Source organism: Psychrobacter sp. AOP30-A2-5 (genome assembly GCF_052378115.1).
Taxonomy (GTDB): Bacteria; Pseudomonadota; Gammaproteobacteria; order Pseudomonadales; family Moraxellaceae; genus Psychrobacter.
Window position 1 is genome coordinate 365,626 of sequence record NZ_JBQSXK010000001.1, and the last position, 22,100, is coordinate 387,725.

General features: G+C 42.9%; 17 protein-coding genes, 1 tRNA gene and 1 pseudogene. 11 read left to right on the forward strand and 8 right to left on the reverse strand.

Annotated elements, in window-relative coordinates; translation table 11 throughout:
- Positions 1-112 precede the first annotated feature (112 nt).
- Positions 113-658: an SMC-Scp complex subunit ScpB gene (gene scpB / locus ACT3S4_RS01520; RefSeq protein WP_413786818.1), complete on the forward strand. Its 546-nt coding sequence runs from the start codon at positions 113-115 to the stop codon at positions 656-658.
- 166 nt (positions 659-824) lie between these two features.
- Here scpB and lolA read toward each other — a convergent pair whose 3' ends face one another.
- From lolA to rplU, 3 genes are all read right to left on the reverse strand, one after another.
- Positions 825-1,511 (reverse strand): outer membrane lipoprotein chaperone LolA, encoded by a 687-nt coding sequence (gene lolA / locus ACT3S4_RS01525; RefSeq protein ID WP_201581828.1) that lies wholly within the window; start codon positions 1,509-1,511, stop codon positions 825-827.
- A gap of 454 nt (positions 1,512-1,965) precedes the next feature.
- Positions 1,966-2,223, reverse strand: a complete 258-nt coding sequence (gene rpmA / locus ACT3S4_RS01530; RefSeq protein ID WP_055123782.1) for a 50S ribosomal protein L27 — start codon at positions 2,221-2,223, stop codon at positions 1,966-1,968.
- A 91-nt stretch (positions 2,224-2,314) separates the two neighbouring features.
- Entirely contained in the window at positions 2,315-2,626 is a 312-nt protein-coding gene (rplU, locus tag ACT3S4_RS01535; protein ID WP_010199185.1) for a 50S ribosomal protein L21, read from the reverse strand.
- A gap of 551 nt (positions 2,627-3,177) precedes the next feature.
- Between rplU and ACT3S4_RS01540 the strand changes: the two genes are divergently transcribed.
- The 5 genes from ACT3S4_RS01540 to hemB all read left to right on the forward strand — a co-directional run bounded on the left by ACT3S4_RS01540 (position 3,178) and on the right by hemB (position 12,543).
- On the forward strand, positions 3,178-4,203 hold the full coding sequence (locus ACT3S4_RS01540; RefSeq protein ID WP_227675969.1) for a polyprenyl synthetase family protein: 1,026 nt from the start codon (positions 3,178-3,180) through the stop codon (positions 4,201-4,203).
- Between the two features lie 620 nt (positions 4,204-4,823).
- Positions 4,824-6,221: an efflux RND transporter periplasmic adaptor subunit gene (locus tag ACT3S4_RS01545; RefSeq protein ID WP_045447023.1), complete on the forward strand. Its 1,398-nt coding sequence runs from the start codon at positions 4,824-4,826 to the stop codon at positions 6,219-6,221.
- Positions 6,222-6,255: 34 nt separating this feature from the next.
- Positions 6,256-9,486 (forward strand): efflux RND transporter permease subunit, encoded by a 3,231-nt coding sequence (locus ACT3S4_RS01550; RefSeq protein ID WP_109589278.1) that lies wholly within the window; start codon positions 6,256-6,258, stop codon positions 9,484-9,486.
- Complete coding sequence (locus tag ACT3S4_RS01555) at positions 9,483-11,294, forward strand: efflux transporter outer membrane subunit (protein WP_444760262.1); 1,812 nt, start codon at positions 9,483-9,485, stop codon at positions 11,292-11,294. The genes ACT3S4_RS01550 and ACT3S4_RS01555 overlap by 4 nt, the downstream gene beginning before the upstream one ends.
- Before the next feature lie 241 nt (positions 11,295-11,535).
- Positions 11,536-12,543, forward strand: coding sequence for a porphobilinogen synthase (gene hemB, locus ACT3S4_RS01560; RefSeq protein ID WP_444760263.1), 1,008 nt, complete (start codon positions 11,536-11,538; stop codon positions 12,541-12,543).
- Positions 12,544-12,647: 104 nt separating this feature from the next.
- Here the strand turns inward: hemB and ACT3S4_RS01565 are convergent, their stop codons facing one another.
- Positions 12,648-13,625, reverse strand: coding sequence for a glutathione S-transferase family protein (locus ACT3S4_RS01565; protein WP_443558413.1), 978 nt, complete (start codon positions 13,623-13,625; stop codon positions 12,648-12,650).
- 309 nt (positions 13,626-13,934) lie between these two features.
- On the opposite strand from ACT3S4_RS01565, the gene ACT3S4_RS01570 reads away from it, so the two are divergent.
- A tRNA-Val gene (locus tag ACT3S4_RS01570) sits at positions 13,935-14,011 on the forward strand.
- On the opposite strand, the pseudogene ACT3S4_RS01575 reads toward ACT3S4_RS01570, so the two are convergent.
- Positions 13,962-14,204: pseudogene (locus tag ACT3S4_RS01575) on the reverse strand (DUF2938 family protein); the annotation flags it as partial. The gene ACT3S4_RS01570 and the pseudogene ACT3S4_RS01575 sit on opposite strands and share 50 nt — an antisense overlap.
- Positions 14,205-14,349: 145 nt before the next feature.
- Here ACT3S4_RS01575 and ACT3S4_RS01580 point away from each other — a divergent pair.
- The 4 genes from ACT3S4_RS01580 to ACT3S4_RS01595 all read left to right on the forward strand — a co-directional run bounded on the left by ACT3S4_RS01580 (position 14,350) and on the right by ACT3S4_RS01595 (position 19,344).
- Complete coding sequence (locus ACT3S4_RS01580) at positions 14,350-14,493, forward strand: MerR family transcriptional regulator (RefSeq protein ID WP_443558411.1); 144 nt, start codon at positions 14,350-14,352, stop codon at positions 14,491-14,493.
- On the forward strand, positions 14,494-14,703 hold the full coding sequence (locus ACT3S4_RS01585) for a MerR family DNA-binding protein (protein ID WP_372862265.1): 210 nt from the start codon (positions 14,494-14,496) through the stop codon (positions 14,701-14,703).
- An 816-nt stretch (positions 14,704-15,519) separates the two neighbouring features.
- The gene (locus tag ACT3S4_RS01590) at positions 15,520-17,859 is read left to right on the forward strand and encodes a TonB-dependent receptor (RefSeq protein WP_444760264.1); all 2,340 of its coding nucleotides are present in this window, start codon (positions 15,520-15,522) and stop codon (positions 17,857-17,859) included.
- Positions 17,860-17,946: 87 nt separating this feature from the next.
- Entirely contained in the window at positions 17,947-19,344 is a 1,398-nt protein-coding gene (locus ACT3S4_RS01595; protein WP_444760265.1) for a hypothetical protein, read from the forward strand.
- A gap of 323 nt (positions 19,345-19,667) precedes the next feature.
- On the opposite strand, the gene ACT3S4_RS01600 is transcribed toward ACT3S4_RS01595, so the two are convergent.
- From ACT3S4_RS01600 to ACT3S4_RS01610, 3 genes are all read right to left on the reverse strand, one after another.
- Positions 19,668-20,276: a nitroreductase family protein gene (locus tag ACT3S4_RS01600; protein ID WP_444760266.1), complete on the reverse strand. Its 609-nt coding sequence runs from the start codon at positions 20,274-20,276 to the stop codon at positions 19,668-19,670.
- A 69-nt stretch (positions 20,277-20,345) separates the two neighbouring features.
- Complete coding sequence (locus tag ACT3S4_RS01605) at positions 20,346-21,284, reverse strand: pirin family protein (RefSeq protein ID WP_372862832.1); 939 nt, start codon at positions 21,282-21,284, stop codon at positions 20,346-20,348.
- Positions 21,285-21,340: 56 nt separating this feature from the next.
- A complete protein-coding gene (locus ACT3S4_RS01610; RefSeq protein ID WP_444760267.1) occupies positions 21,341-22,054 on the reverse strand; it encodes a pirin family protein in 714 nt (237 codons plus the stop codon).
- Positions 22,055-22,100 lie beyond the last annotated feature (46 nt).

Here is a 22,100-nt window from a genome sequence, read left to right on the forward strand (position 1 = left end):
TAAATATCGATACACATTATCATTTAAAAAGAGTCGCTTTCTAATGACAGATACTGACAATACCAAGCAAGATCATGACAAACCATCCTCATTATCGACCGCTTTACTGTCATTGACCGAAGAGCAGCGACAGCATCTAGAAGACTTAAGCAAGCATATCGAAGTGCTATTACATGCGTCAGAAGCGCCCCTCACCGCCACTGTCTTAAGAAAACACCTGTCCTTAACGGCTAAAGAGCTAACACAGGCTTTGGCGCTACTAAGACAACGCTTAGATATGGGCGTGCTAAGCTTGCACGAAACTGCTAGCGGTTATCGACTGCAAATCGCGAATAACTATAGTGCTTTAATTCAACGCGTCTTCCCGCAGCGCCAAGAACGCCTGAGCCAAGCCTTACTTGAGACGCTTAGTGTGATTGCTTACAAGCAGCCAGTGACTCGTAGCGACATAGAGCACGTGCGCGGTGTGACGCTATCCAGCAATATATTGCGCCAGCTTTTTGATAAAGGCTGGATTGAAGAGAAAGGTTACAAAGAAACCTTGGGTCGCCCAGCATTGCTACATACCACGCCACAATTTTTAGATGCCTTTGGACTGAGTGAGTTGAGCAAGTTACCACCGATGCCAGATATGAGCGCCATCAAAGCGATGTCTTAAGCCTTTAGAGCGTTAAGCATTTAAAACATAGTATAGAAGAGATTTAGCAGTATTTTCCAGAGAATCTTCATTCAAAAAAAAGACAGACCGCATAGGATCTGTCTTTTTTATTTAATCAATAAAGTCTTTGATTAGCCATTAATAATTGGCTCTTGATAACGGCCTGTTATTGATTAATAACATCAACGCCTTTTGGTGGCGTAAACTTAAACTGACTGCTACTAATGCTTGGGTTCAGTTTGATACCACTAAATTTGATGGAAGTGGTTTGACCAAGGCTATCATTTAGCACCATCATTACTGGCTTACCACCGCTAAAACTCATTGACAAGCTCTTAAAGCTAGCACTGTCTGATTTTGGGTACAGCACGTAGTAATTTTTATTGTCATATGGCTGGGTAATTTTGAAATTCTTGTCAATTTGGCTTGGGTCGCCTGATAACAGCAGTGCTGGCGTATTACCAACTTGGCTGTCAACGTTTTGCTTGGTCGCTTGTTCTAAATCCTTGTCATAAACCCACATGGAGTTACCATTAGCGACGATCAGTTGCTGTGACGGCGACTTTGTTTCCCAGCGAAAATTATTGGGGCGTTGTACACTCATCGTACCCGTAAAAGTACCACTGTTGGCACCTTTGGTCGTTTGGCTAAAGTTAGCCGTCATGCTTTTGGTATTTGTCAGCAGCTTGTTTAAACGTTTGGCAGCGGTCAAATTATCAGCTGGTGCAGCAGTAGCTGATTGTGTCAATACCATCATCGGGGCTGCAACACCAAGCGATGTCATTAATACACCAGCTAAAGCACCGCTCATCATTTTTTGTTTTAAAGTTGTTTTGTTGGTTAATAAAGTCATTATAAATCCTCTCTAAAAATGCATAATCGCTTAAAAATTGTCGCTTTAAAATAAGACATCTTATTAAAATTTTTGTTTTCCATAAATGTTTATCTAGCAGCCATAAAATAGCGGCTCATAAACAATGACAACAGTGTGCCAGTTTTTTTATTACACGCCTAGTCATGATTTGCAATCTTTACTACCGCTGCCATACACGCTTGTAACTACTCTTTTGACCATTATTGTGATCATAAGTGGCTACACAATAATAAACCACATGGATGGTGAGTTTTTTGACTATTCATTATTTCCTAACGTTATTTCGTAATGTTGTTTAGCAGCATAAAGCCCATTTAGTATCCATAACCCCTACGAAAATAACTAAAAAAAAGCCCCTACTACCAAACGGTAATAGAGGCTTTTTAGTCATCGGATTATTTTAGTCTTTGACTAAAACAACCTAGATGGGCAATTATGCGCTTTCAACCATTACATAACGACGGTTGAACTTACCTTTGGTCGCAAACTTTACCACACCGTCATTCAGTGCAAATAAAGTATGATCACGACCCATGCCAACGCCTTCGCCTGCGTGAAATTCTGTACCACGTTGACGAACGATGATGTTACCAGCTGTGATAGCTTGGCCACCAAAGATTTTAACGCCTAACATTTTTGGGTTTGAATCACGACCATTACGGCTTGAACCGGCAGCTTTCTTATGTGCCATGGGAAAATCTCCTTGTTAATTTGACTTATCGCTGATGCGATAACTCTTAAGCATTTAGTGCACTATTTAGCAGTAATTGCTAAGTGGATAATTAGGCATTAATAGCTTTGATTTTTAACAAGGTATACCATTGGCGGTGACCTTGCTCTTTGTGATAATGCTTACGACGGTTGTGCTTAACGATACGGATTTTTTCGCCGCGACCATGTTCAACCACTTCAACTTCAACGCTAGCACCTTCAACGATAGGCTGACCGATTTTGACAGTTTCGCCGTCAACAATCATCAATACATCTTCGAATTTAATTGTTGCGCCAGTTTCTGCTTTTAGTAGTTCAACTTTAAGCAACTCATCGACAACTACACGGTGCTGTTTACCACCAGTTTTGATTACTGCGTACATTGTATGACTCCGTTTAACCCGTGTGCCGTGGCTGATGTTATACCAACGCTTTTACGACGAACACGACAGGGAAAAATTAAAGGCAAGATTTTACGGCTTTTTGCTCATAAAAGCAAGCCGTCTATCTCACTTGTTTGACTGGTTTTTGTAAGGCAGTTACACGAATAACCACCTCACTTTTTATTATATCTACTGCTGATTAGGAGCGCATCTAAGATGCTACTCCAACAAAAAAACACTATATAATAATAGCGGCTATTATAACTTATATAATCAGCGACTTACAGCCTTTTATACATCTCTTAAATGAGCTTAAATGTCGCCGATAAATGACCATTAATTCTAGTGAAATTTCAGCCAATTTTTACAGCTTTTATGTCAATTTCTATATATAGTAAATCTTATATGAAAGATAGGCGCGATGTTTTAGGCACGTTTTAACCCACAATCTAAAGGCATAGCTATGCTATTATAGAAAATAATGCCTGACCTATCTATAAAACTAAGGCTATAAAAAATTCTCTTTATTCTTATTAATATGACTATTTATTATGACCAGCATCCCTTCACATAAAACAGATTCAATGACTCAATCAACGCCTAATTATGCTGATATTCAAAGTATCGTGGCGGATGATTTTGAGATTATGGACAAGCAAGTATTCGGTAGTCTTAATTCCAAAGTTCAGCTGGTAATGAGCGTCTCACAGCATGTAATCAATGCTGGTGGCAAACGTATGCGCCCGCTGATTACCTTGTTATGTGCACGCATGTTTGAGGACAAGCCCTCAGAAAAAGCCATGCATCTAGCCGCTATTACTGAAATGCTGCATACAGCGACCTTGGTTCATGATGATGTGATTGATGAGTCAGGACAGCGCCGTGGTAAGCCGACTGCTAATGCCACATGGGATAATGCCACCGCGGTACTGGTCGGTGACTATCTGATAGCTCGCGCCTTTAATTTATTAGTTGGCTTCCAAAGCTTACCACTGTTGCAAGTATTCTCAGATGGCACCTGCGATATCGCTGAAGGCGAAGTATTACAGCTCCAGCATCAGCATAACCCTGCTGCGACAGAAGAGGATTACTTGCGCATTATTGATGGTAAAACCTCGCGTCTGTTTATGATGGCGACTCAAGGCGCTGCAATTCTACAAGACAGAATAGAGCATATGCAGGCTTTAGGCGATTTTGGTCAGCACTTTGGCAATGCTTTTCAAATTATCGATGATGTACTCGACTATAGTGGTGATAGTGAGGTAATGGGCAAAAACCTAGGAGACGACCTCGCTGAAGGCAAGCCAACCCTGCCAACCATCAAAGCGCTTGAGCTGCTCAAAGACAGCGACATCGAAGGCTATGAGCAGTTGCGTGTCGCTGTACAAACTGGAAAGACACCGAACGCTGAGCAGCTTATTGAGTTAGTGCGCCGCTCAGGATCATTAGATTACTGTAAGCAGCGAGCTTGGGAAGAAACCAAGCTGGCGCAACAAGCATTGAGTACGCTACCTGACAATCGTTATCGCACAGGCTTATATCAATTGACTGAATTGGCTAGCGCACGCTTGCTGTAGTCAGTATCGTCATAACAGCTGTCAATACTTGCGGCTAGCAGCCATTAACTGTTGGCAAAGACCATTAATGAGTAATTGTGTTAATGGTCACAGTTAATAGTTGCTAAAGTTTTTGTTTTGTTGGCAAACCTTATTTATCACTCATTAAAGACCTTACAATGTATATGGTTATGCCATTTTCACAAAAGTTTACAATTATTTCTCATTGACCGTTGTATGACTGTACATTAGCTGTTAATGAAGATGGCGCTTGCCATGACAGCATTTAATGCATTCACAAAAGCTGATATTACGATTTCTAACCATAAATCCTGCGCTCAACTACTTGACTGTGGGGTTATCCCGATAGTTTATAATTACTCGTTAATTTTACTAATCAAGGTTGTGGTTTGGCTACAGCTTTGATGCTTAAGATTCTTACACCGATACTTGATACTTATATCGCTATTAGAGGTTCTAATGGTGATGTTTGGCTAAATTCATATTATTAAGAACAAATTTAGCCGAGAAAGTAAAGATCATTAGAATCAATACTCATTTTTATATTCAATACGCTTAGATTTATTGATAAACTTTTTATACTGTCATTACTTATTTTATACCTATTGCCGAGGACATTGATGAAGCACTCTACTCTTGCGCTTGTAATAGCATCTGTACTATCTGGAGCTGTACTGATTGGCTGTGACAAAAACGAGGACGCCGCTGGCGCAGATGCCGCACAGCAGCAGATGCCGCCTGCGGTTGTTAACGTCCAGACTGTCACGCTCGATACTGTACCCCAAGTACAGACTTTTTCTGGACGTACCACGGCTTATCAGACTGCCGACGTCCGCCCACAAGTTAATGGCGTTATTGACGAAGTATTGTTCCGTGAAGGCGGCAACGTCAAAAAAGGTCAGCCACTTTATCGTATCAATACTGATAACTACGCTTCTTCTGTCACCAGTGGTCAAGCAGCAGTGCAACAAGCACAAGCAAATTACCAGACAGCACAAGCAAATAATGCCAATGCAAAAGCCGAGCTAGCCAGCCGTCAGGCATCATTGGCACAAGCGCAAAATGATTTACAGCGCTTACAAGGCTTGGTCAGCATCGACGCCATCTCAAAGCAGCAGTATGAGCAAGCACAAACACAAGTACGTACTGCACAAGCAGCGGTACAAAGTGCGGCCGCCGCTGTTGGACAGACACAAGCAGGCATCGAAAGTGCAAAAGCAGGCATTCAAACTGCTCAAGCGGGTTTAGATGCTAGTAACCTAGATCTTAACCGTACCATCGTACGTGCCCCGCTGTCAGGTCGTACTGACCGCTCTAGTGTCACCGCTGGTACTTTGGTCAGCGCAGGTCAAGCTGATCCGCTGGTGACTATCTCACGCTTAGATCCTATCTATGTTGATATCAGCCAATCATCCTCTGAGCTATTAAAACTGCGTCAGCAAATCGCTGAAGGCAAAGCACAAGCAGGAATGAACTCGGTTGAGTTGGTATTAGAAGATGGCTCAGTCTACCCAGCACGCGGCAAGCTTGCTTTATCTGAAGCAAAGGTTGACGAGTCAACAGGCGCTGTGACATTGCGTGCTATTTTCCCCAACAGCAATAATATCTTGCTGCCTGGTATGTATGTGACGGCACGTTTGACACAAAGCGTGATTACCAATGCTGCATTGGTACCGCAAAGCGCCGTGATGCGTACACCGAAAAGTGAGACGCAAGTTTACATTGTTGATGAGAATAATAAAATCCAAGTACGTCCTGTCACTATTAATGGCACCTATAAAGGCCAGTGGGTTGTCACTGACGGCTTACAAGCAGGGGACAAGATAGTTGTTATCGGCGGCTCAAAAGTTAAGCCTGAACAAGAGGTGGTCGTTAAGCCATTAGAGAATCCAAACCCAGCACCAGCTAAAGAAGGTGCCCCTAATGCCCAGACGCCGCCGCAAGCTGCTAAAGCGATGGATAAGCCAGCTAGCAAAGATGCCACTGCTCAGAAACCAGCAGAGTCTACCGCTAACTAATTCCATTCAAAGATAGGAAGACTAGGAATATACTATGTCACGTTTTTTTATTAATCGCCCTATTTTTGCATGGGTTATGGCTATTTTAGTCATGCTCATCGGGGTGATATCGGTCATTAACTTACCGATTGAGCAGTATCCACGTATTGCACCACCGACGATTTCAGTCAGCGCAAGCTATCCTGGTGCTAATGCTCAGACGGTTGAAGATTCAGTCGTTCAGATTATTGAGCAACGCATGAAGGGTCTTGATGGTCTGATGTATATGTCGTCATCGAGCTCCTCGAATGGTGCTGCATCCATTACGCTCACTTTCGAAAATGGTACAGATTCTGATACTGCACAGGTACAGGTACAGAACAAACTCCAAGCCGCCATGAGCTCACTACCCGAGTCGGTACAGCGTCAAGGCGTCAACGTTAATAAATCCTCTAGCAGCTTTTTAATGGTGCAAGGTTTTATCTCTGAAGATGGCAGTATGGATCGTGCGGATATCGCCGATTATGTCAACTCAAACGTTGTTGATCAGTTAAGCCGTGTGGAAGGTGTTGGTGAAGTACAAGTTTTCGGTTCTGCTTATGCCATGCGCATTTGGTTAGATCCGGCGCGCTTACGTAGCTATAACATGGTGCCAGCGGATGTGGTTGAGGCAGTACGTGCACAAAATGCCCAAGTATCTGCCGGTCAGCTAGGTCAAGCACCTGCTGATACCAGTCAACAGGTTATCAATGCGACTGTCACGGTTCAAAGCTACCTACAAACGCCTGATGAATTTAAAAACATTCTATTAAAAACGGATACCGCTGGCGCAAAAGTGCGTTTAGGTGATGTGGCAGAGGTTGAGATTGGTAGTGCAGACTACGGCGTAGTGTCGCTATACAATGGTAAAGAAGCAGCTGGTCTTGGTATTTCATTGGCGGGTGGTGCAAACGCACTGGAAACTCGTGAAGCCGTTGGGGCTCGTATGGCAGAGCTGGAAGCAAACTTCCCAGCAGGTCTAACATCCGTTATCCCTTATGACACCACACCATTTGTGCGCCTGTCTATCGAACAAGTGGTTATGACACTGCTTGAGGCAATTGTTCTCGTATTTATCGTCATGTTCGTTTTCTTACAGAACTGGCGTGCGACTATCATTCCTACTCTTGCCGTACCTGTCGTACTACTTGGCACCTTCGCTGTACTTTACATCGCTGGTTTTAGTATTAACGTCTTGACCATGTTTGCCATGGTACTATCCATCGGTCTGTTGGTCGATGATGCGATCGTCGTCGTCGAAAACGTTGAGCGTATCTTGGAAGAAGATCCTGATATCTCTATTAAGGATGCTACCGTACAATCAATGGGCGAGATTAGTAAAATCGTTATTGGTATTGCGCTGATTCTCTCTGCCGTATTCGTACCGATGGCGTTCTTCGGTGGCTCAACAGGTGTGATTTATCGTCAGTTCTCTATCACCTTGATTACCAGTATGGTGCTATCGGCCTTAGTAGCGCTTATTTTTACCCCTGCCCTTTGTGTGACCTTACTCAAGCGTAGCAAGAGCCATGATAAAGGCAATACAGAAGAGCAAAAAGGCTTCTTTGGTTGGTTTAACCGCTCGTTTTATAAAGTCAGTCGTAGTTACGAGAATTTAGTTGGAAAAAGTTTCCGCTTGAAGTGGCTCTACTTAATTCTTTATGCTGCCATTATCGGTATTATGGCAGTGGTATTCTTACGTATTCCCGGCTCGTTCTTACCAGAAGAAGATCAAGGTATTATGTTTACCTTGGTTCAGTTACCTGCTGGCGCGACGCTTGATGAAACGCAAGAAGTGCTCGATAAAGTCAGTGATTATTACAGTACCCAAGAAGGCGATAATATCGCTTCAGTCTTTACGATCGCAGGTTTTAGTTTTGCAGGACAAGGGCAGAATATGGGACTGGCCTTTGTACGTTTATCGGATTGGGCTGATCGTCCCGGTGAAGAAAACACTGCACAGGCTGTCGCTGATCGCGCCATGGGTTACTTCTTTACCCAACTAAATGAAGCACAAGTATTTGCGATTGTACCGCCAGCCATTACCGAACTTGGTAACGCCAGTGGTTTTGACTTAATGATTCAAGACACGGGTAACCTTGGACATGAGGGTCTACTCGAAGCACGTAATATGCTGCTTGGCATGGCTGCGCAAAACGACAAAGTCGCAGGCGTTCGTCCAAATGGTCAAGAAGATGCACCGCAGTTAAAAGTGAATATTAATCAAGAGCAAGCTGCTGCTTATGGCTTGTCACTTGCTAGCATTAATAGCGTTATTTCTACCGCTTGGGGCTCAAGTTATATTAATGACTTCGTCGATCGCGGGCGTATTAAACGCGTCTTTGTTCAAGGTGAACCAAGCAGCCGTACCAATCCTGAAGATATTGCTAAATGGTATGTACGCAACGATGTAGGTGAAATGATTTCATTTGATGCGTTCTCTAGCAGCGAATGGCAATCTGGCTCACCGCGTCTGACCCGTTATAACAGCTTACCATCGATGAATATTCAAGGTAGTGCTGCACCCGGTCTAAGTACGGGTGAAGCAATGAGCTCGATGGAAGCGATGATGGAGAATCTGCCTGAAGGTGTGGGCTATGAGTGGACAGGTATGTCACTTGAAGAGCAAAAGTCAGGTGCACAAGCACCGATGCTATATGCGCTTTCAATCTTGGTGGTATTCTTATGTCTAGCAGCCTTGTATGAAAGCTGGTCCATCCCCTTCTCTGTGCTATTGGTCATTCCACTTGGGGTATTAGGTGCAGTCCTCTTTACTTGGCTACGTGGATTTAATAACGATATTTATTTGCAGGTAGGTCTACTCACAGTCGTTGGTCTATCCGCCAAAAATGCTATCTTAATCATTGAGTTTGCAAAAGAGCACCAAGAGGAAGGTTATAGTCTGAGAGAAGCCGTTATGACAGCCGCGCGTCAACGTTTGCGCCCGATTATCATGACCTCGCTTGCCTTTGGACTGGGTGTTGTGCCATTATTTATCGCCACAGGTCCTGGTTCAGGCAGTCAAAATGCCATTGGTACCAGTGTACTAGGTGGCGTCGTGACCGCGACATTGTTAGGTATCTTCTTTATTCCCATGTTTTATATTTGGGTACGTAGTATGTTCCCGTACAAATACGAGAATAATAAACCAAATGATAAAGATGATGGTCATGGTACGCCTGATCCACAAGACCCAACGCCTTCTGAGAATTATCAGCCTGCAAGCTTTGGAGACAATACACAATGAGTGTTCAGAAAACATATAACACCAACTCAGCAGCGGTAGCAAATATTGCTATCACTGCGCAACCAGCGTGCTCACATATGCGCAGAAATGCTGGTCGCCTAATCGGCTTGACCGTTTTAGCGATGAGCATGGCTGCTTGTAACACGATTCCAAAAGCAGATATGCGCCCTGTGCTTGCTGAGCCAAATATCCCTATCGAACAAACCTATGGGGCATTCGATAAAGAAACGGTTAGTAGCGCTGATCAAGCAAGTATTGCGGGTCAACGCTGGCAGAATTTTTATAGTGACGAGCGTTTAAAGGGCTTGATTGCTTTAGGGTTAGAGAACAACAAAGATTTTGAAAGTGCTCGTTTAGCAATCGAGAAAGCACGCGCACAGTATCAAATTACCGATCTTAATGATCTACCAGCGATTAATGGTAATGGTGGATACACGCGTCAAGCACAAAATAGAACCGACAAAAACCCCAACAGTAGTTATAACGTCAACCTCGGCTTGGCTAATTACGAGTTGGACTTTTGGGGTAAAATTGCTAGCTTAAAAGATCAAGCGCTACAGAATTTCTTAGCCACTACAGCGGCCAAAGATTCGACCCAAATCAGCTTGATTAGTAACATCGCTCAGAGCTATGCCAACTTGAGCTATAGCTTAGCGCAGTTAAAGCTGGCAGAAGCCACGGTTGAGAGTCGTGAAAAGTCCTTGTTTATCGCTGATAAACGCTTTGAAGCAGGCATTGATCCGAAGCTGCCATCTTTGCAAGCCAGTGCATCATTAGAAAATGCCAAACTTGCTGTCCTACGGGCACAAAGTAGCATTTTAAAATCACGTAACGCCTTGCAGTTCTTGGTGGGTGGACCGATTCCAACCAATCTAATTCCAACACCAGCAGTCAGCAACATCACTAGCCAGCAGATATTTAGTGCAGGCTTACCAAGTGAGTTGCTACGTTATCGCCCAGATGTACTGCAAGCAGAATACAACCTAAAAGCCGCTGGTGCCAATATCGAAGTGGCACGCGCGTCTTATTTCCCGTCTATCAGCTTAGCCAGTAGCATTGGGGTTAGTAGCGGCAGTTTAGATGACTTATTCAAAAGCGGCGCTGTCGGTTGGTCGTTTGGTCCAAGCATTAGCGTGCCTATCTTTGACGCTGGTCGCCTAGATGCCAATTACGATGTGGCTAAAATTGAGCGTGAACAAACGCTCGCAGGCTACGAGAAATCTATCCAAACCGCATTCCGTGAAGTGTCAGACGTACTCGCGACACGAGCCACGCTGGGTGAGCAGCTTGAAGCACAATACCGTCTACAAGATAACTTTGAACAAACATTCCAGATAGCAGATGCACGCTTTAAAGCAGGTATCGCCAACTATCTAGATGTGCTAGATGCACAGCGTTCATTGTTCTCAACGCAGCAAGGTATTTTGGATTTAGAGCTACAAAAAATTGTGAGCCAAGTCGAGCTATACCAAGTGCTGGGTGGCGGTGCCAATCTGGATGTACCAACGGCGATTCCTGTACCGCATAAAAACTTAGTGCAACTAGTGAATCTACCTGCCAATAGCAATAAAGCAAAAGCGGCAAATGCTATCGATGCGGCTAGCTCAGCGCGAGTTGCTTCTGCACAAGAAGCAAACGCCATTAAACAAGCGCAACCATCGGAAACGGCCACCTTTGAGCCAACCGCTGTCGTTGATGTCAATAATGATGGCAAAAAAGATGCTGCCGTAGGAGTCGTTACCAAACAGACGACGTATAACGAAACCAGCGTTGAGCAAGTACCGGTCACGCAGATCGTTGAGCCTTAAACACTCATAAATAGTGTGAGGTAATTTCCTTCACATTGATAGTCGATAAGTACAAAAAGCCCTACCGACTTGGTAGGGCTTTTTGCTTTTGTAAGGCGCTTTTAGTTATAGTAGACAAATTAGCTTACACATACTTTTATCCACTTATTAATGTCCGTGATATAAAAAAACATATGCTTCAAAACAGCTTATTTAATCAAGCTGATAAATAACAATGACTAAAATCTAATGAGGACAAATCATGACTTATACCTTTAACCGTCAATTCCCTGAAACTCGTCTACGTCGACTACGCTACAACGATAACGTACGCGCGATGATTCGTGAAGTTGAGCTGCATCCTAAGCACTTTATCGCTCCTGTCTTTGTACTAGAAGGCAAAAATAAGCGCGAAGCAATCGCTAGTATGCCAGGCGTCGAGCGCTTATCGATTGACCTACTGATCAACTATGCCAAAGAATTATTAAGCGAGGGCGTCACCACTATCGACATCTTCCCTGTTATCGATAATTCCTTAAAAACACCCGACGGTAAATCAGCTTATGATGAAAATGCCCTTACTGCTCGTACCGTAAAAGCGATCAAAGATGCTGTGCCTGAAATGGTGGTAATGACCGATGTGGCGTTGGATCCTTATACTTCACACGGTCAAGATGGACTGCTGGATGATTCAGGCTATGTGATTAATGATGAAACGGTCGAAGTATTGGTCAAGCAAGCATTGGTACACGCTCGCGCTGGTGCTGACATCATCTCGCCTAGTGATATGATGGATGGCCGTATCAAAGCCATGCGTGACGCCTTTGAAGCCGAAGGCTTTGTGAATACCGCTATCATGGCTTACTCTGCCAAATACGCCTCTGCATATTATGGTCCGTTCCGTGATGCAGTCGGCAGTGCTGGCAACCTAAAAGGCGGACACAAGAAACAGTACCAGATGGATTTCGGCAATCGTGCCGAAGCGTTGCACGAAGTGGCGATGGACATAGCCGAGGGTGCAGATATGGTCATGATTAAGCCGGGTCAGCCATATCTAGACCTTATTCGTGAAGTTAAAAATACCTTTGGCGTACCAACCTTTGCTTATCAAGTGTCTGGCGAATATGCCATGCACATGGCTGCTATTCAAAACGGTTGGCTAACCAATGCGGTGATTTTAGAATCGTTGATTGGTTTCCGCCGTGCGGGCGCTGATGGAATTTTGACGTATTTTGCGCTAGAAGCCGCTCGTCAGTTGAATAATGCGTAATATGAATTAAGCAGCTTTTTATTTATACCGTCAATCTATCGCGCCAACTGTGATCCATCAGCTGGCGCGATTTTTATTGCCTTATATTAAAACTTCACTAAAAATTATAAACGTGTACGCTCGTGTGGCTCATTAAAATCAAGCGCTGGACCAACAGGAATGATACGCGTGGGATTGATATTGGCATGGCTAGTATAATAATGCTGCTTAATATGCTCGATGCTTACCGTCTCTGCAATACCTGGCACTTGATATAAATCACGCAAATAACCCCAAAGATTGGGATAATCAACAATACGGCGAATATTACATTTAAAGTGTCCGACATATACCGCATCAAAACGCACCAGCGTAGTAAATAAGCGCCAATCCGCCTCAGTAATCGTATTGCCTAGCAAATAACGCTGGCCTGTCAAACGTGCCTCTAGTGTCTCTAATGCATCGAATAGCTCCGTCACCGCTTCTTCATAAGCCTCTTGTGTGGTTGAAAATCCTGCTTTATAAACGCCATTATTAACCGCATAATAAACGAGCTCATTAACTGCATTAATTTCTGCTAATAACTCGGTTGGTAAAAAATTACCTGCTAGCGCCCCAACCTCATCAAAAGCTGAGTTAAACATACGAATGATCTCAGAGGACTCATTACTGACGATGGTATTGGTTTTTTTATCCCATAATACTGGCACCGTCACCCGTCCTGTATAGTCAGGCTTTGCCGCCGTATAAATCTCATATAAGTAATTAGCATTTACAATAGGATCAGCAATCACGCCTGCGCCCTCTGCAAACGTCCAGCCCTTATCGCCCATGAATGGATGCACCACTGACAGCGAAATCAGGTCTTGCAAACCCTTTAGCTGACGGTAAATAATGGTACGATGTGCCCAAGGACATGCAAGCGAGATATATAAATGATAGCGATCAGCTTCGGCTTTAAAACCGCCAACACCTGATGGGCCTGCGCTGCCATTGACCGTGACCCAATTTCTAAAACCGGCATCTTCTCGCTCAAAGCGTCCACCGCTCGCCTCCGTGTCATACCATTTGTCTTGCCATTGACCATCAACCAATAGACCCATGTCACTCTCCTCAACATTCTATTTTGATATAATTTTTGTGAACTATGAGTACTGTGAAACTATTATCACAATCCTCACTTTATTTTGAGAATGATGATACCAGTTATATATCACCTAGCTATTAGGGTTTGTAGTTCTACTGACAATAAAAAATAAACCAATTTCAATCACTATTTAATATAACTACATAAAAAAATATTAAAAGTTACTTAATATAAAGTGAGATAATCATTATTATGCTAATAAAAAAATTTATTAGAAATAAAGCTTGTAAAATCTCAAAAACTTGATAGAATACTCAACCTAAATAGGCGTATAGCTCAGTTGGTTAGAGCGCTACCTTGACATGGTAGAGGTCAGCAGTTCGAGTCTGCTTATGCCTACCAAATATTTAGAAAGCCCCAATCTCACGATTGGGGCTTTTTTTGTCTGTAATATATGGGCTGTCCACCCAATAAAAAGATCACCATGAATAGTATTAGATTTTGCAGTAGCGTCATGACGGAACCGCCCTTGACCCATGTAAGCAATCCAACGCCCCACCATTCCCCAGTTGCTCGGTGGAATATTAAATGAATACTTATTGAGTAATGATCATAAGTCCATCACAGCGGTAGCGCCAATACCGATTAATATTATAAAAATGACGTTATCCATGATGACTCTCTTACTGGTTTCAGTATCAATGTGATGATTACATACAATTTTAAGTCCAGAGGGCATTATGGATATTTCGCAGGGTGCTAAACAGTCTGGTGTTCCTGCTTCAACGTTACGATTTTATGAGAAAAAATGCTTAATTTGCTCTGTTGGTCGGCAAGGTATCCGCCGAGTTTTCAGCAAAGATATATTAGAGCGTCTGGCCTGAATTGCTTTAGGACGTGTTGCAGGGTTTTCATTGGATGAGATTGCTGGGATATTAGGGTCTGAAAAAACTCTAGATGTTGATCGAGATTTGTTGCTGAACAAAGCCTCTGAACTGGATGAAATGATTCAAAAATTAGTCGCTATCCGTGATGGGATGAAACATGCGGCAACTTACACAGCGCCTAGCCACTTGGATTGTCCGAGGTTTTGACGTCTAATGAATCTAGCAGCCACTGGCGCTATTAAAGGTAACACCTTGCATAAATAAGCAATAGAGCTGATTCTATTAGGTGATTAGGTCACTCAAATAATATTGAACTGCTTAACAAATACACTGCGATTATCCAAAAAATCTAGATTACTGATATTAATAGCCTACAGCCAGCTATTCAATTGTGCCAAACGTATAGAGTAGCATTCGTAAATAAAGACAAACCTACTCTAAAGCCTGTCCCCTCATATAACGTTTGCTCTTAGCAGCTGTCGTTAAAGCTAAACTAGCTATTTTTTATTCAAGTTATCACTCAAAGTTGGTTTTAAACTTCCAAAATATAACACTTTCAGCCATATGAAATCCTAAACTCTGGTGCTAAATTCCTGCAAACTGTCATTAGTCCAGACGATCTATTATTGATTTATTGCCTACCGTTTCCATTTCTTATTTCTTATTTCTTCAGAGACTGGCTTACAAAGTGCTCTATATTTCAGACGTATCAATTCATTGACCAGAGATCTATAAGGCTTTTTATGATTGATATTCTCCTGAACCATAGTTCTTAACACATTCATTTTTCTAACTTTCGACATACTCATTATTATCTCAGTACCAACACATTCATTGAATGACTGTGACATTTATCACTCACAAAGAGAGTCAAATATTGAAGTTACCTCGTGTAAGCGTAGCTAATATGCACACCTTACTGAAATATAAAGTTTGTATATCTTTATGTTATATTATAACATAACGAAAATATTTACTCTTATCGTTATTTATCCCTATATAACTTCTTATTTTGGTAATCTCATGTCTCCAATTTTTCATATCAACAGATTAAGAGAACCTGATTATACTTCTGTATCTTCAGTTAATTTTAGTATTCGCCGGGTAACGACTGTATTCTCAGTAACGACAGCTTTAGGTATGGCAAGTTTGTCAGTAAATGCGAAGGATACGATGGTAGATATCAAACCTATGACATCCTCATCTTTTCACCTAAACTCTCCTGATACGACCCACCCTTCGGTGACTCTAGACACCATAGTGGTGACGTCTAACCCTTTATTGCCACAAGCGAATGAAATGGCAACCGCAACCAGTATTGTTACTGGCGATGCGCTCACTACTCAGACAAGCAGTACGCTTGGTGATGCACTAGCAAATGAAGTTGGCGTGTCTACTGATAGTTTTGGGCAAGGCGCGAGCCGACCCATTATTCGAGGGCAAAGCGCCCCGCGTGTCCAAGTCATGCAAAATGGTTTGAGCGTACAAGATGCGTCACAAATCTCACCAGACCATCAAGTGGCGGTACCTGTACTAGATGCCAAACAAGTTGAAGTAATCAAAGGCACGTCAGCGTTGATGTATGGCGGCGGTGCTATCGGTGGTGTGGTCAATATTGTTAATGACACTATTCCTAAAGAAAAGCCTAAAAACAACATCAACGGAAAAGTGGCATTGGTTGGCCAACAGGCCACAGATGGTTACCTAGGATATGCAGAGCTCAATGGTAGTATCGGTGAAAATTGGCTATGGAGTGGGTATTACCAAAAGACGGATAAAGGCAATATCCAAGTACCACATTTGGATACCAATGAGATTGCAAACAGTTGGTACACGCAAGATAACGGTAGCGTTGGCTTGTCTTATGTGACTGATATGGGCTATATCGGTGCATCATATGAGCGCCTATCCTCAGAATATGGCTTGCCCTTTCATGTGCATAATGAATGCTCACCTGATAGCGTACTGACCAACCAACTGAGCTGTGAGGCGGATCACGAACATGACCACGATCATGGTGAAGCGCCCTATGTCGATATGACGTCAAACGTCTATCAGCTCCATGCAGAGCGAAAATTACCCATGATAGGCGTCGATAGCATCAATACGAAACTCAGCTATACCGATTATCGTCACGATGAAATAGATGAAGGTGCGGTGGGCACAACTTTTGAAAACAAAGCCATTAGTGCTCAAGCTCAAGCCACACATAGCACGTATAAAACAGGCAATCTAGGCTTTATGAAAGGTGTGGTCGGTCTAGATTACACAAACAGCCGGTTTTCTGCTGTTGGGCTAGAAGGTTATTTGCCGCAAACTGATCGTACACAGGTCGGTTTGTTCTTTATTGAACGACTCACGCCAGATTATTTTGGCGCAAAAATACAGAATTCTGATAAATTTGCAGGTCAATCATTATCTACAAGTGATGCCCATGCTGGTCATAATCATGGTGAGACGACGAAAGACGCTCCTCTCGATACGTCTAGTATTTTAAGAAAACAAGGCAAAAGTCCTTGGTATATTGAGTTTGGCGGTCGTCAAGATTTTCAAAATCTAATAGATAACGACAATAACATCGAAAAAACACATGCCGGAACGTCTGTCAGTTTAGAAGGTGGCAAATATCTTACGCCTAATACGCAGTTGTCAGCCAGAATCAGTCATTCTGAAAGATTGCCTTCTCCACAAGAGTTGTTTTCTAATGGCGCCCATCTTGCAACCAATACTTGGGAGCGTGGTAATGGGCAATTAGAAGAAGAATCTACTGATGGCATAGAGCTCACTCTGCGTTACGACAATGGCAATCGTTTTGATAGTAGTATTTCTGTCTTTTATAACGACAGTACAAATTATATTTATGCCAAAACTCAAGATATTGCTACTGAAGGAGAGTCTGCTGGTTTCCGTTTAGTGGATTATGTCCAAAGCGATGCCAAACATTATGGTGGTGAAATTCAATCACGCTATTATCTCAATAACAATATTAGTATTGGCAGCTTTGCCGACATTGCACTCATCACGCTAGATGATGCGAGCCTTACACGGAAGTACGCGCCAAGATTGGTAGCGCCCCGTATTGGTGGTGATATTACCTCTCAATTTGGTCAGTTTGACTTGGTGCTGTCTGGATATCATCGTTTTGAGCAAGATCACATTGCTGATTTTGAAACCAATACACCGAGCTACAACATGGTTGATGCCAAGCTTGTCTACCACAGTTCGAGCACTCATGATTACACCGCTTTTTTTCAAGTCGAAAACATTTTAAACGAGCTTGCCTATAATCATGCCTCTTATTTGGCTGAACAAGTGCCAATGCCAGAACGCTCGTTAAACGCAGGTATCACCTATAACTTCTAACAGCTTACTCTCTTTTCATTAGTCACCAGTAACTAGCAATCCTTAATCAATTGTCATAAGCCTCATAACTTATGACTGGAGTCCTTTATGAATCAAATAAATCCTTTGAGCCGTGCCATCGCGCTCGCCTTCTCTTCTTTAATCGCCGTTTCAGCACTTAGCGGCTGCGGATCATCAGATGATAGGAAAACACCAATCATAGATTCAGAACACGACCACGACCATGGAGACGATCATGACCATGATGATGAATCTGCTGTCAGCACTGAAATGGAACAAGGTCGTTTATTCATCACTGCAAAAGATGGCAGTCAAGCTTACATTTATAGCCTTGCTCAAGATAAAGTGATACAAACCCTACCTTTGACAGGTCAAGCCGATGCCGTACAAAGTAGTCCAGATGGTCATTACGCCGTCATCATGGATCGTACTAACAACGCGGTCAATTTTTATCATAGTGGGCTTGATATTGAAAACCATGGCGATCATGATCACCCATATGCTCGTGATGCGGCAAAAATGCCATTACAGCTCAACTATACCCGCCCAGTACATTTTCAAACTTTTGGAGAGCAAGCAGGGCTGTTTTTTGACGGCTTAGGTGCGACAGGCAATCCCATAGAAAACCCTGTACAAGAAGCTGGATTTGTACTTGTAACAGATACCGGTATAGCTGACGGTACACTGCCTTATCAAAAGCTTAATACCAGCATGCACGGTACAGCGGAACCTAGAGGCAATTATGTGATTGCCTCACAGCGTTATCAGACAACCGGTAGCTCACTGGCTGATACGCTCTCTGTATTTGAACAGCATGATGATCACTATCATATAAGCCAAACCTTTGAGACAAAATGCATGGGGTTACATGGCAGTGGCAGCGTCACAGATTACAGTGTCTTTGCTTGTAGCGATGGCGTTTTAAGCGTCAAACAGACCGGAGACATTTTCAGCGCCGAAAAAATTGCCTATCCCAGCAGCCTAACCAATATTCAATGTGATGGTACAAGTAGTAGTCCTGCTCGGATTGGCTCATTCATCACTAACCACCATCATAATTATGCCATTGGCAGCGCTTGCGGTCAGCCTTACCGTGTTGATCCTATCAGTAAAAACATGACACCGATTGTCTGGACTACAGACAGCAGTCGCCGTGTTGTCAGCTATGATTTTGATGCCCATGGAGAGCATTTAATGCTACTCGATGATACCGGCAAACTATATATACTCGATGTTGCACAAAATTATAAGCAAACCGCCGTATTAAATGTTTTCCCTAATGGCATCGAAGGCAAAGCGGTTCCCTCATTTATTGTTAACCCAAACACGCAAATGGTTTATATGATGGATGACTCAAACCAGCAAATTATCGAGATTGATCCTCATGATGGTAAAATCGAGTCAAAAATAACACTAAATTTCACACCTTCTCATGTGACTTGGTTTGGTGTGAAAGCTGGACATGATGATGAACATAGCCATTAGCGCTTAGCACCTCATCTAATAAAGATAGTTTAATGACTGCTGACAGTAATTGGCTATTAAATATATTTATAAACGCTAGTATTCAAGATAACCCTTAATCCGACGCTTCTTAAATTCCGAAGCATCCGATTAAAGCGCTCGATGATCTTGAATTCTTCTATAGGCATATCTTAAACAACTGGGCTAGTAGGATTTACTACATTAGTTATAGTCTGCTATAAAATCATATTACCCCAGTTTATAATTATAAAAAAACCAATGAAACCGCTATGATATTTTCATAGCAGTTTCATTGGTTATACGGTCTTTAACGCTAAAAATTATTAGCCGAATACTTTCATACGTTCATCAATTGGCTGAAACGCTTTGTCACCTGCTGGCTGCTCAATAGCGCCGAACACCATTTGCGCATTCAATTCCCAATCTTCAGCTATGTCCCAAGCATCAGCAACTCTCTGATCGATGACAGGGTTATAATGCTGCAAGTTAGCACCGACATCAATGCTTGCCAATGCAGTCCAAATTACATATTGATGCATCGCGCTGGTTTGATGTGCCCAGATTGGGAATTTATCCGCATATAAAGGGGCGGCTTCTTGCATGTTTCTCACGACGCCTTTGTCCTCGAAGAACAATACTGTACCCGCACCCGCTCTAAAGCCTGCGATTTTATCTTTAGTACCTTGGAACTTCTCGTCATCGCCAACAATCACCTTGAGTGTCTCTTCAGTGATGTCCCATAATTTTTTATGATCTTCACCAAATAACACCACAGTACGTGCTGATTGTGAGTTGAAAGCGGATGGCGTATGCAAAATAGCATGTTCCACCAAATCGACAATCTCATCATTCGTTACGGGTAGATTGTCGCTAAGCGCATAAATAGAACGGCGCTTTTCTGCCAATTGTTGTAAATCTTTTAGATTTGACATGATGTTCTCCGTTAGGTTTATATTAAAAATATAGTAAATGATAAAAGGCTTTTAATCTTTAGCCTTCTTTTAGCCTTTAAAACCTTGAGGTAATTCAGGTGCTGGCAAACGTTGCATATCTGAGTCAACATTACCAAAACGCTCATGACCATTATTCCAGTCGATGATGGATTGCTCGATCTCTGCTTTATTGTCCGCAACAAAGTTCCACCACAGTAGCACTTGGTTGTTTAATGGCTCACCGCCGATAAACATCACACGGGTGCCTTTTTTGGCGACCAGCTTGATGCTTTCGTTATTAGCAACATCGCTATCGTGGAAACGAAAGAGTTGATCCTGCTTACATACCTTTCCTTCAGATTCTATCTCACCCTCTGAGACTAAGATGCCGTATTCAAAGCCTGGTTCTAAAGTCAGTGTAGCCTCGCCATCTTGGGTAAAGTACACGTCGATACCGACTAGCTTGGAGTATTGGATAGTAGGCGCTTCAAAGTGCTGACCTGAGGCATTGGTATAGCTACCGGTGGTCAGAATCATCTCAACACTATCTTCCGTCCACGTTGGTAGCTCAGGATAATGGTGAAAACCGCGCTCAATCTCTTGATCCGTCGGTAGTGCAATCCAGAGCTGTACCATACTGATAGCACGCGCCGCCTCTGACGAACCACCAGTGTCTGGAAAGACGCTTTGTTCTGTATGACTGATACCTTGATTCAAACCTGTACCAGCTGTCATGACGTTGACTTGGTTCTTAGTAATGACTTTCTCGTTACCTAAGCTATCTTTATGCAGTACTTCGCCATTTAACATCCAGCTAAAAGTTTGCAGATTGGTGTGCGGATGACGACCGACTTGCATACCGGTTTCATCTTCACCAAAGTCAGCAGGACCAGCGTGATCTAAAAAGCACCACGCACCGATAGGCTGTTTTCCTTTATTGGGTAATAACCGGGCAATCGGAATACCACCGACATCAGCCAACCTTGGCTCTAGGGTTTGAATACTCATAAGATAACTCCTTTCCTAATTAATTATTATTCATAATGATAATCATAAAGACGAGTTTAGATTATCATAGGTACTTCCATTAACAATACTCTAGCGTCCTCATCAGCATCCATCGTGAAGCTTTTGGTGTCTGAGATACCAAGACCATCTCGAGTATCAAGTACGTTACCGTTGATAGTAACTTTACCCTCTAGTACCAAGACATAAACACCGTTGTTGACATCTTTTAAATCATAAGTCTGAGTCACGCCTTTATTGAAATTACCCATATGGAACCAAGCGTCTTGATGAATCCAAACGCCCGCGTCGTCCGCGTTTGGAGATAGCACTTGGTTGAACTCATTAGCTTTCATGTGCTCATCCATACGCACTTGCTGATAACGCGGCGTCACGCCCATTTTGTTGGGAATCACCCAAATTTGTAAAAACTTGACAGGTTCATTGGCATCGCCATTCATCTCGCTATGAGTAATACCTGTGCCCGCTGACATGACCTGAATCTCACCCGTTTCGATGATGCCTTCGTTACCGATATTATCGCCATGACCAAGCTTGCCAGATAGGGGAATACTGATAATTTCCATGTCGCGGTGTGAGTGCTTGCCGAAACCTTGACCACCAATAACAAAGTCATCATTGATGACTCGTAGTGCGCCAAAACCCATACGCTCTGGATTATGATAATTGGCAAAGCTAAAAGTATGCTTGCTTTTGAGCCAGCCATGGTTAGCATCGCCACGAGAATCTGCTGTATGATAAATCGTTTTCATAAGTTATCCTTTATTTTTAATTGGCTTGTTTAAGCTATGGTCCTAT

Coding starts and splice junctions, on each gene's coding strand:
- lolA (WP_201581828.1), bottom strand. CDS start 1,511: ATGACTTTATTAACCAACAAAACAACTTTAAAACAAAAAATGATGAGC.
- rpmA (WP_055123782.1), bottom strand. CDS start 2,223: ATGGCACATAAGAAAGCTGCCGGTTCAAGCCGTAATGGTCGTGATTCA.
- rplU (WP_010199185.1), bottom strand. CDS start 2,626: ATGTACGCAGTAATCAAAACTGGTGGTAAACAGCACCGTGTAGTTGTC.
- ACT3S4_RS01540 (WP_227675969.1), top strand. CDS start 3,178: ATGACCAGCATCCCTTCACATAAAACAGATTCAATGACTCAATCAACG.
- ACT3S4_RS01545 (WP_045447023.1), top strand. CDS start 4,824: ATGAAGCACTCTACTCTTGCGCTTGTAATAGCATCTGTACTATCTGGA.
- ACT3S4_RS01550 (WP_109589278.1), top strand. CDS start 6,256: ATGTCACGTTTTTTTATTAATCGCCCTATTTTTGCATGGGTTATGGCT.
- ACT3S4_RS01555 (WP_444760262.1), top strand. CDS start 9,483: ATGAGTGTTCAGAAAACATATAACACCAACTCAGCAGCGGTAGCAAAT.
- hemB (WP_444760263.1), top strand. CDS start 11,536: ATGACTTATACCTTTAACCGTCAATTCCCTGAAACTCGTCTACGTCGA.
- ACT3S4_RS01565 (WP_443558413.1), bottom strand. CDS start 13,625: ATGGGTCTATTGGTTGATGGTCAATGGCAAGACAAATGGTATGACACG.
- ACT3S4_RS01580 (WP_443558411.1), top strand. CDS start 14,350: ATGGATATTTCGCAGGGTGCTAAACAGTCTGGTGTTCCTGCTTCAACG.
- ACT3S4_RS01590 (WP_444760264.1), top strand. CDS start 15,520: ATGTCTCCAATTTTTCATATCAACAGATTAAGAGAACCTGATTATACT.
- ACT3S4_RS01595 (WP_444760265.1), top strand. CDS start 17,947: ATGAATCAAATAAATCCTTTGAGCCGTGCCATCGCGCTCGCCTTCTCT.
- ACT3S4_RS01600 (WP_444760266.1), bottom strand. CDS start 20,276: ATGTCAAATCTAAAAGATTTACAACAATTGGCAGAAAAGCGCCGTTCT.
- ACT3S4_RS01605 (WP_372862832.1), bottom strand. CDS start 21,284: ATGAGTATTCAAACCCTAGAGCCAAGGTTGGCTGATGTCGGTGGTATT.
- ACT3S4_RS01610 (WP_444760267.1), bottom strand. CDS start 22,054: ATGAAAACGATTTATCATACAGCAGATTCTCGTGGCGATGCTAACCAT.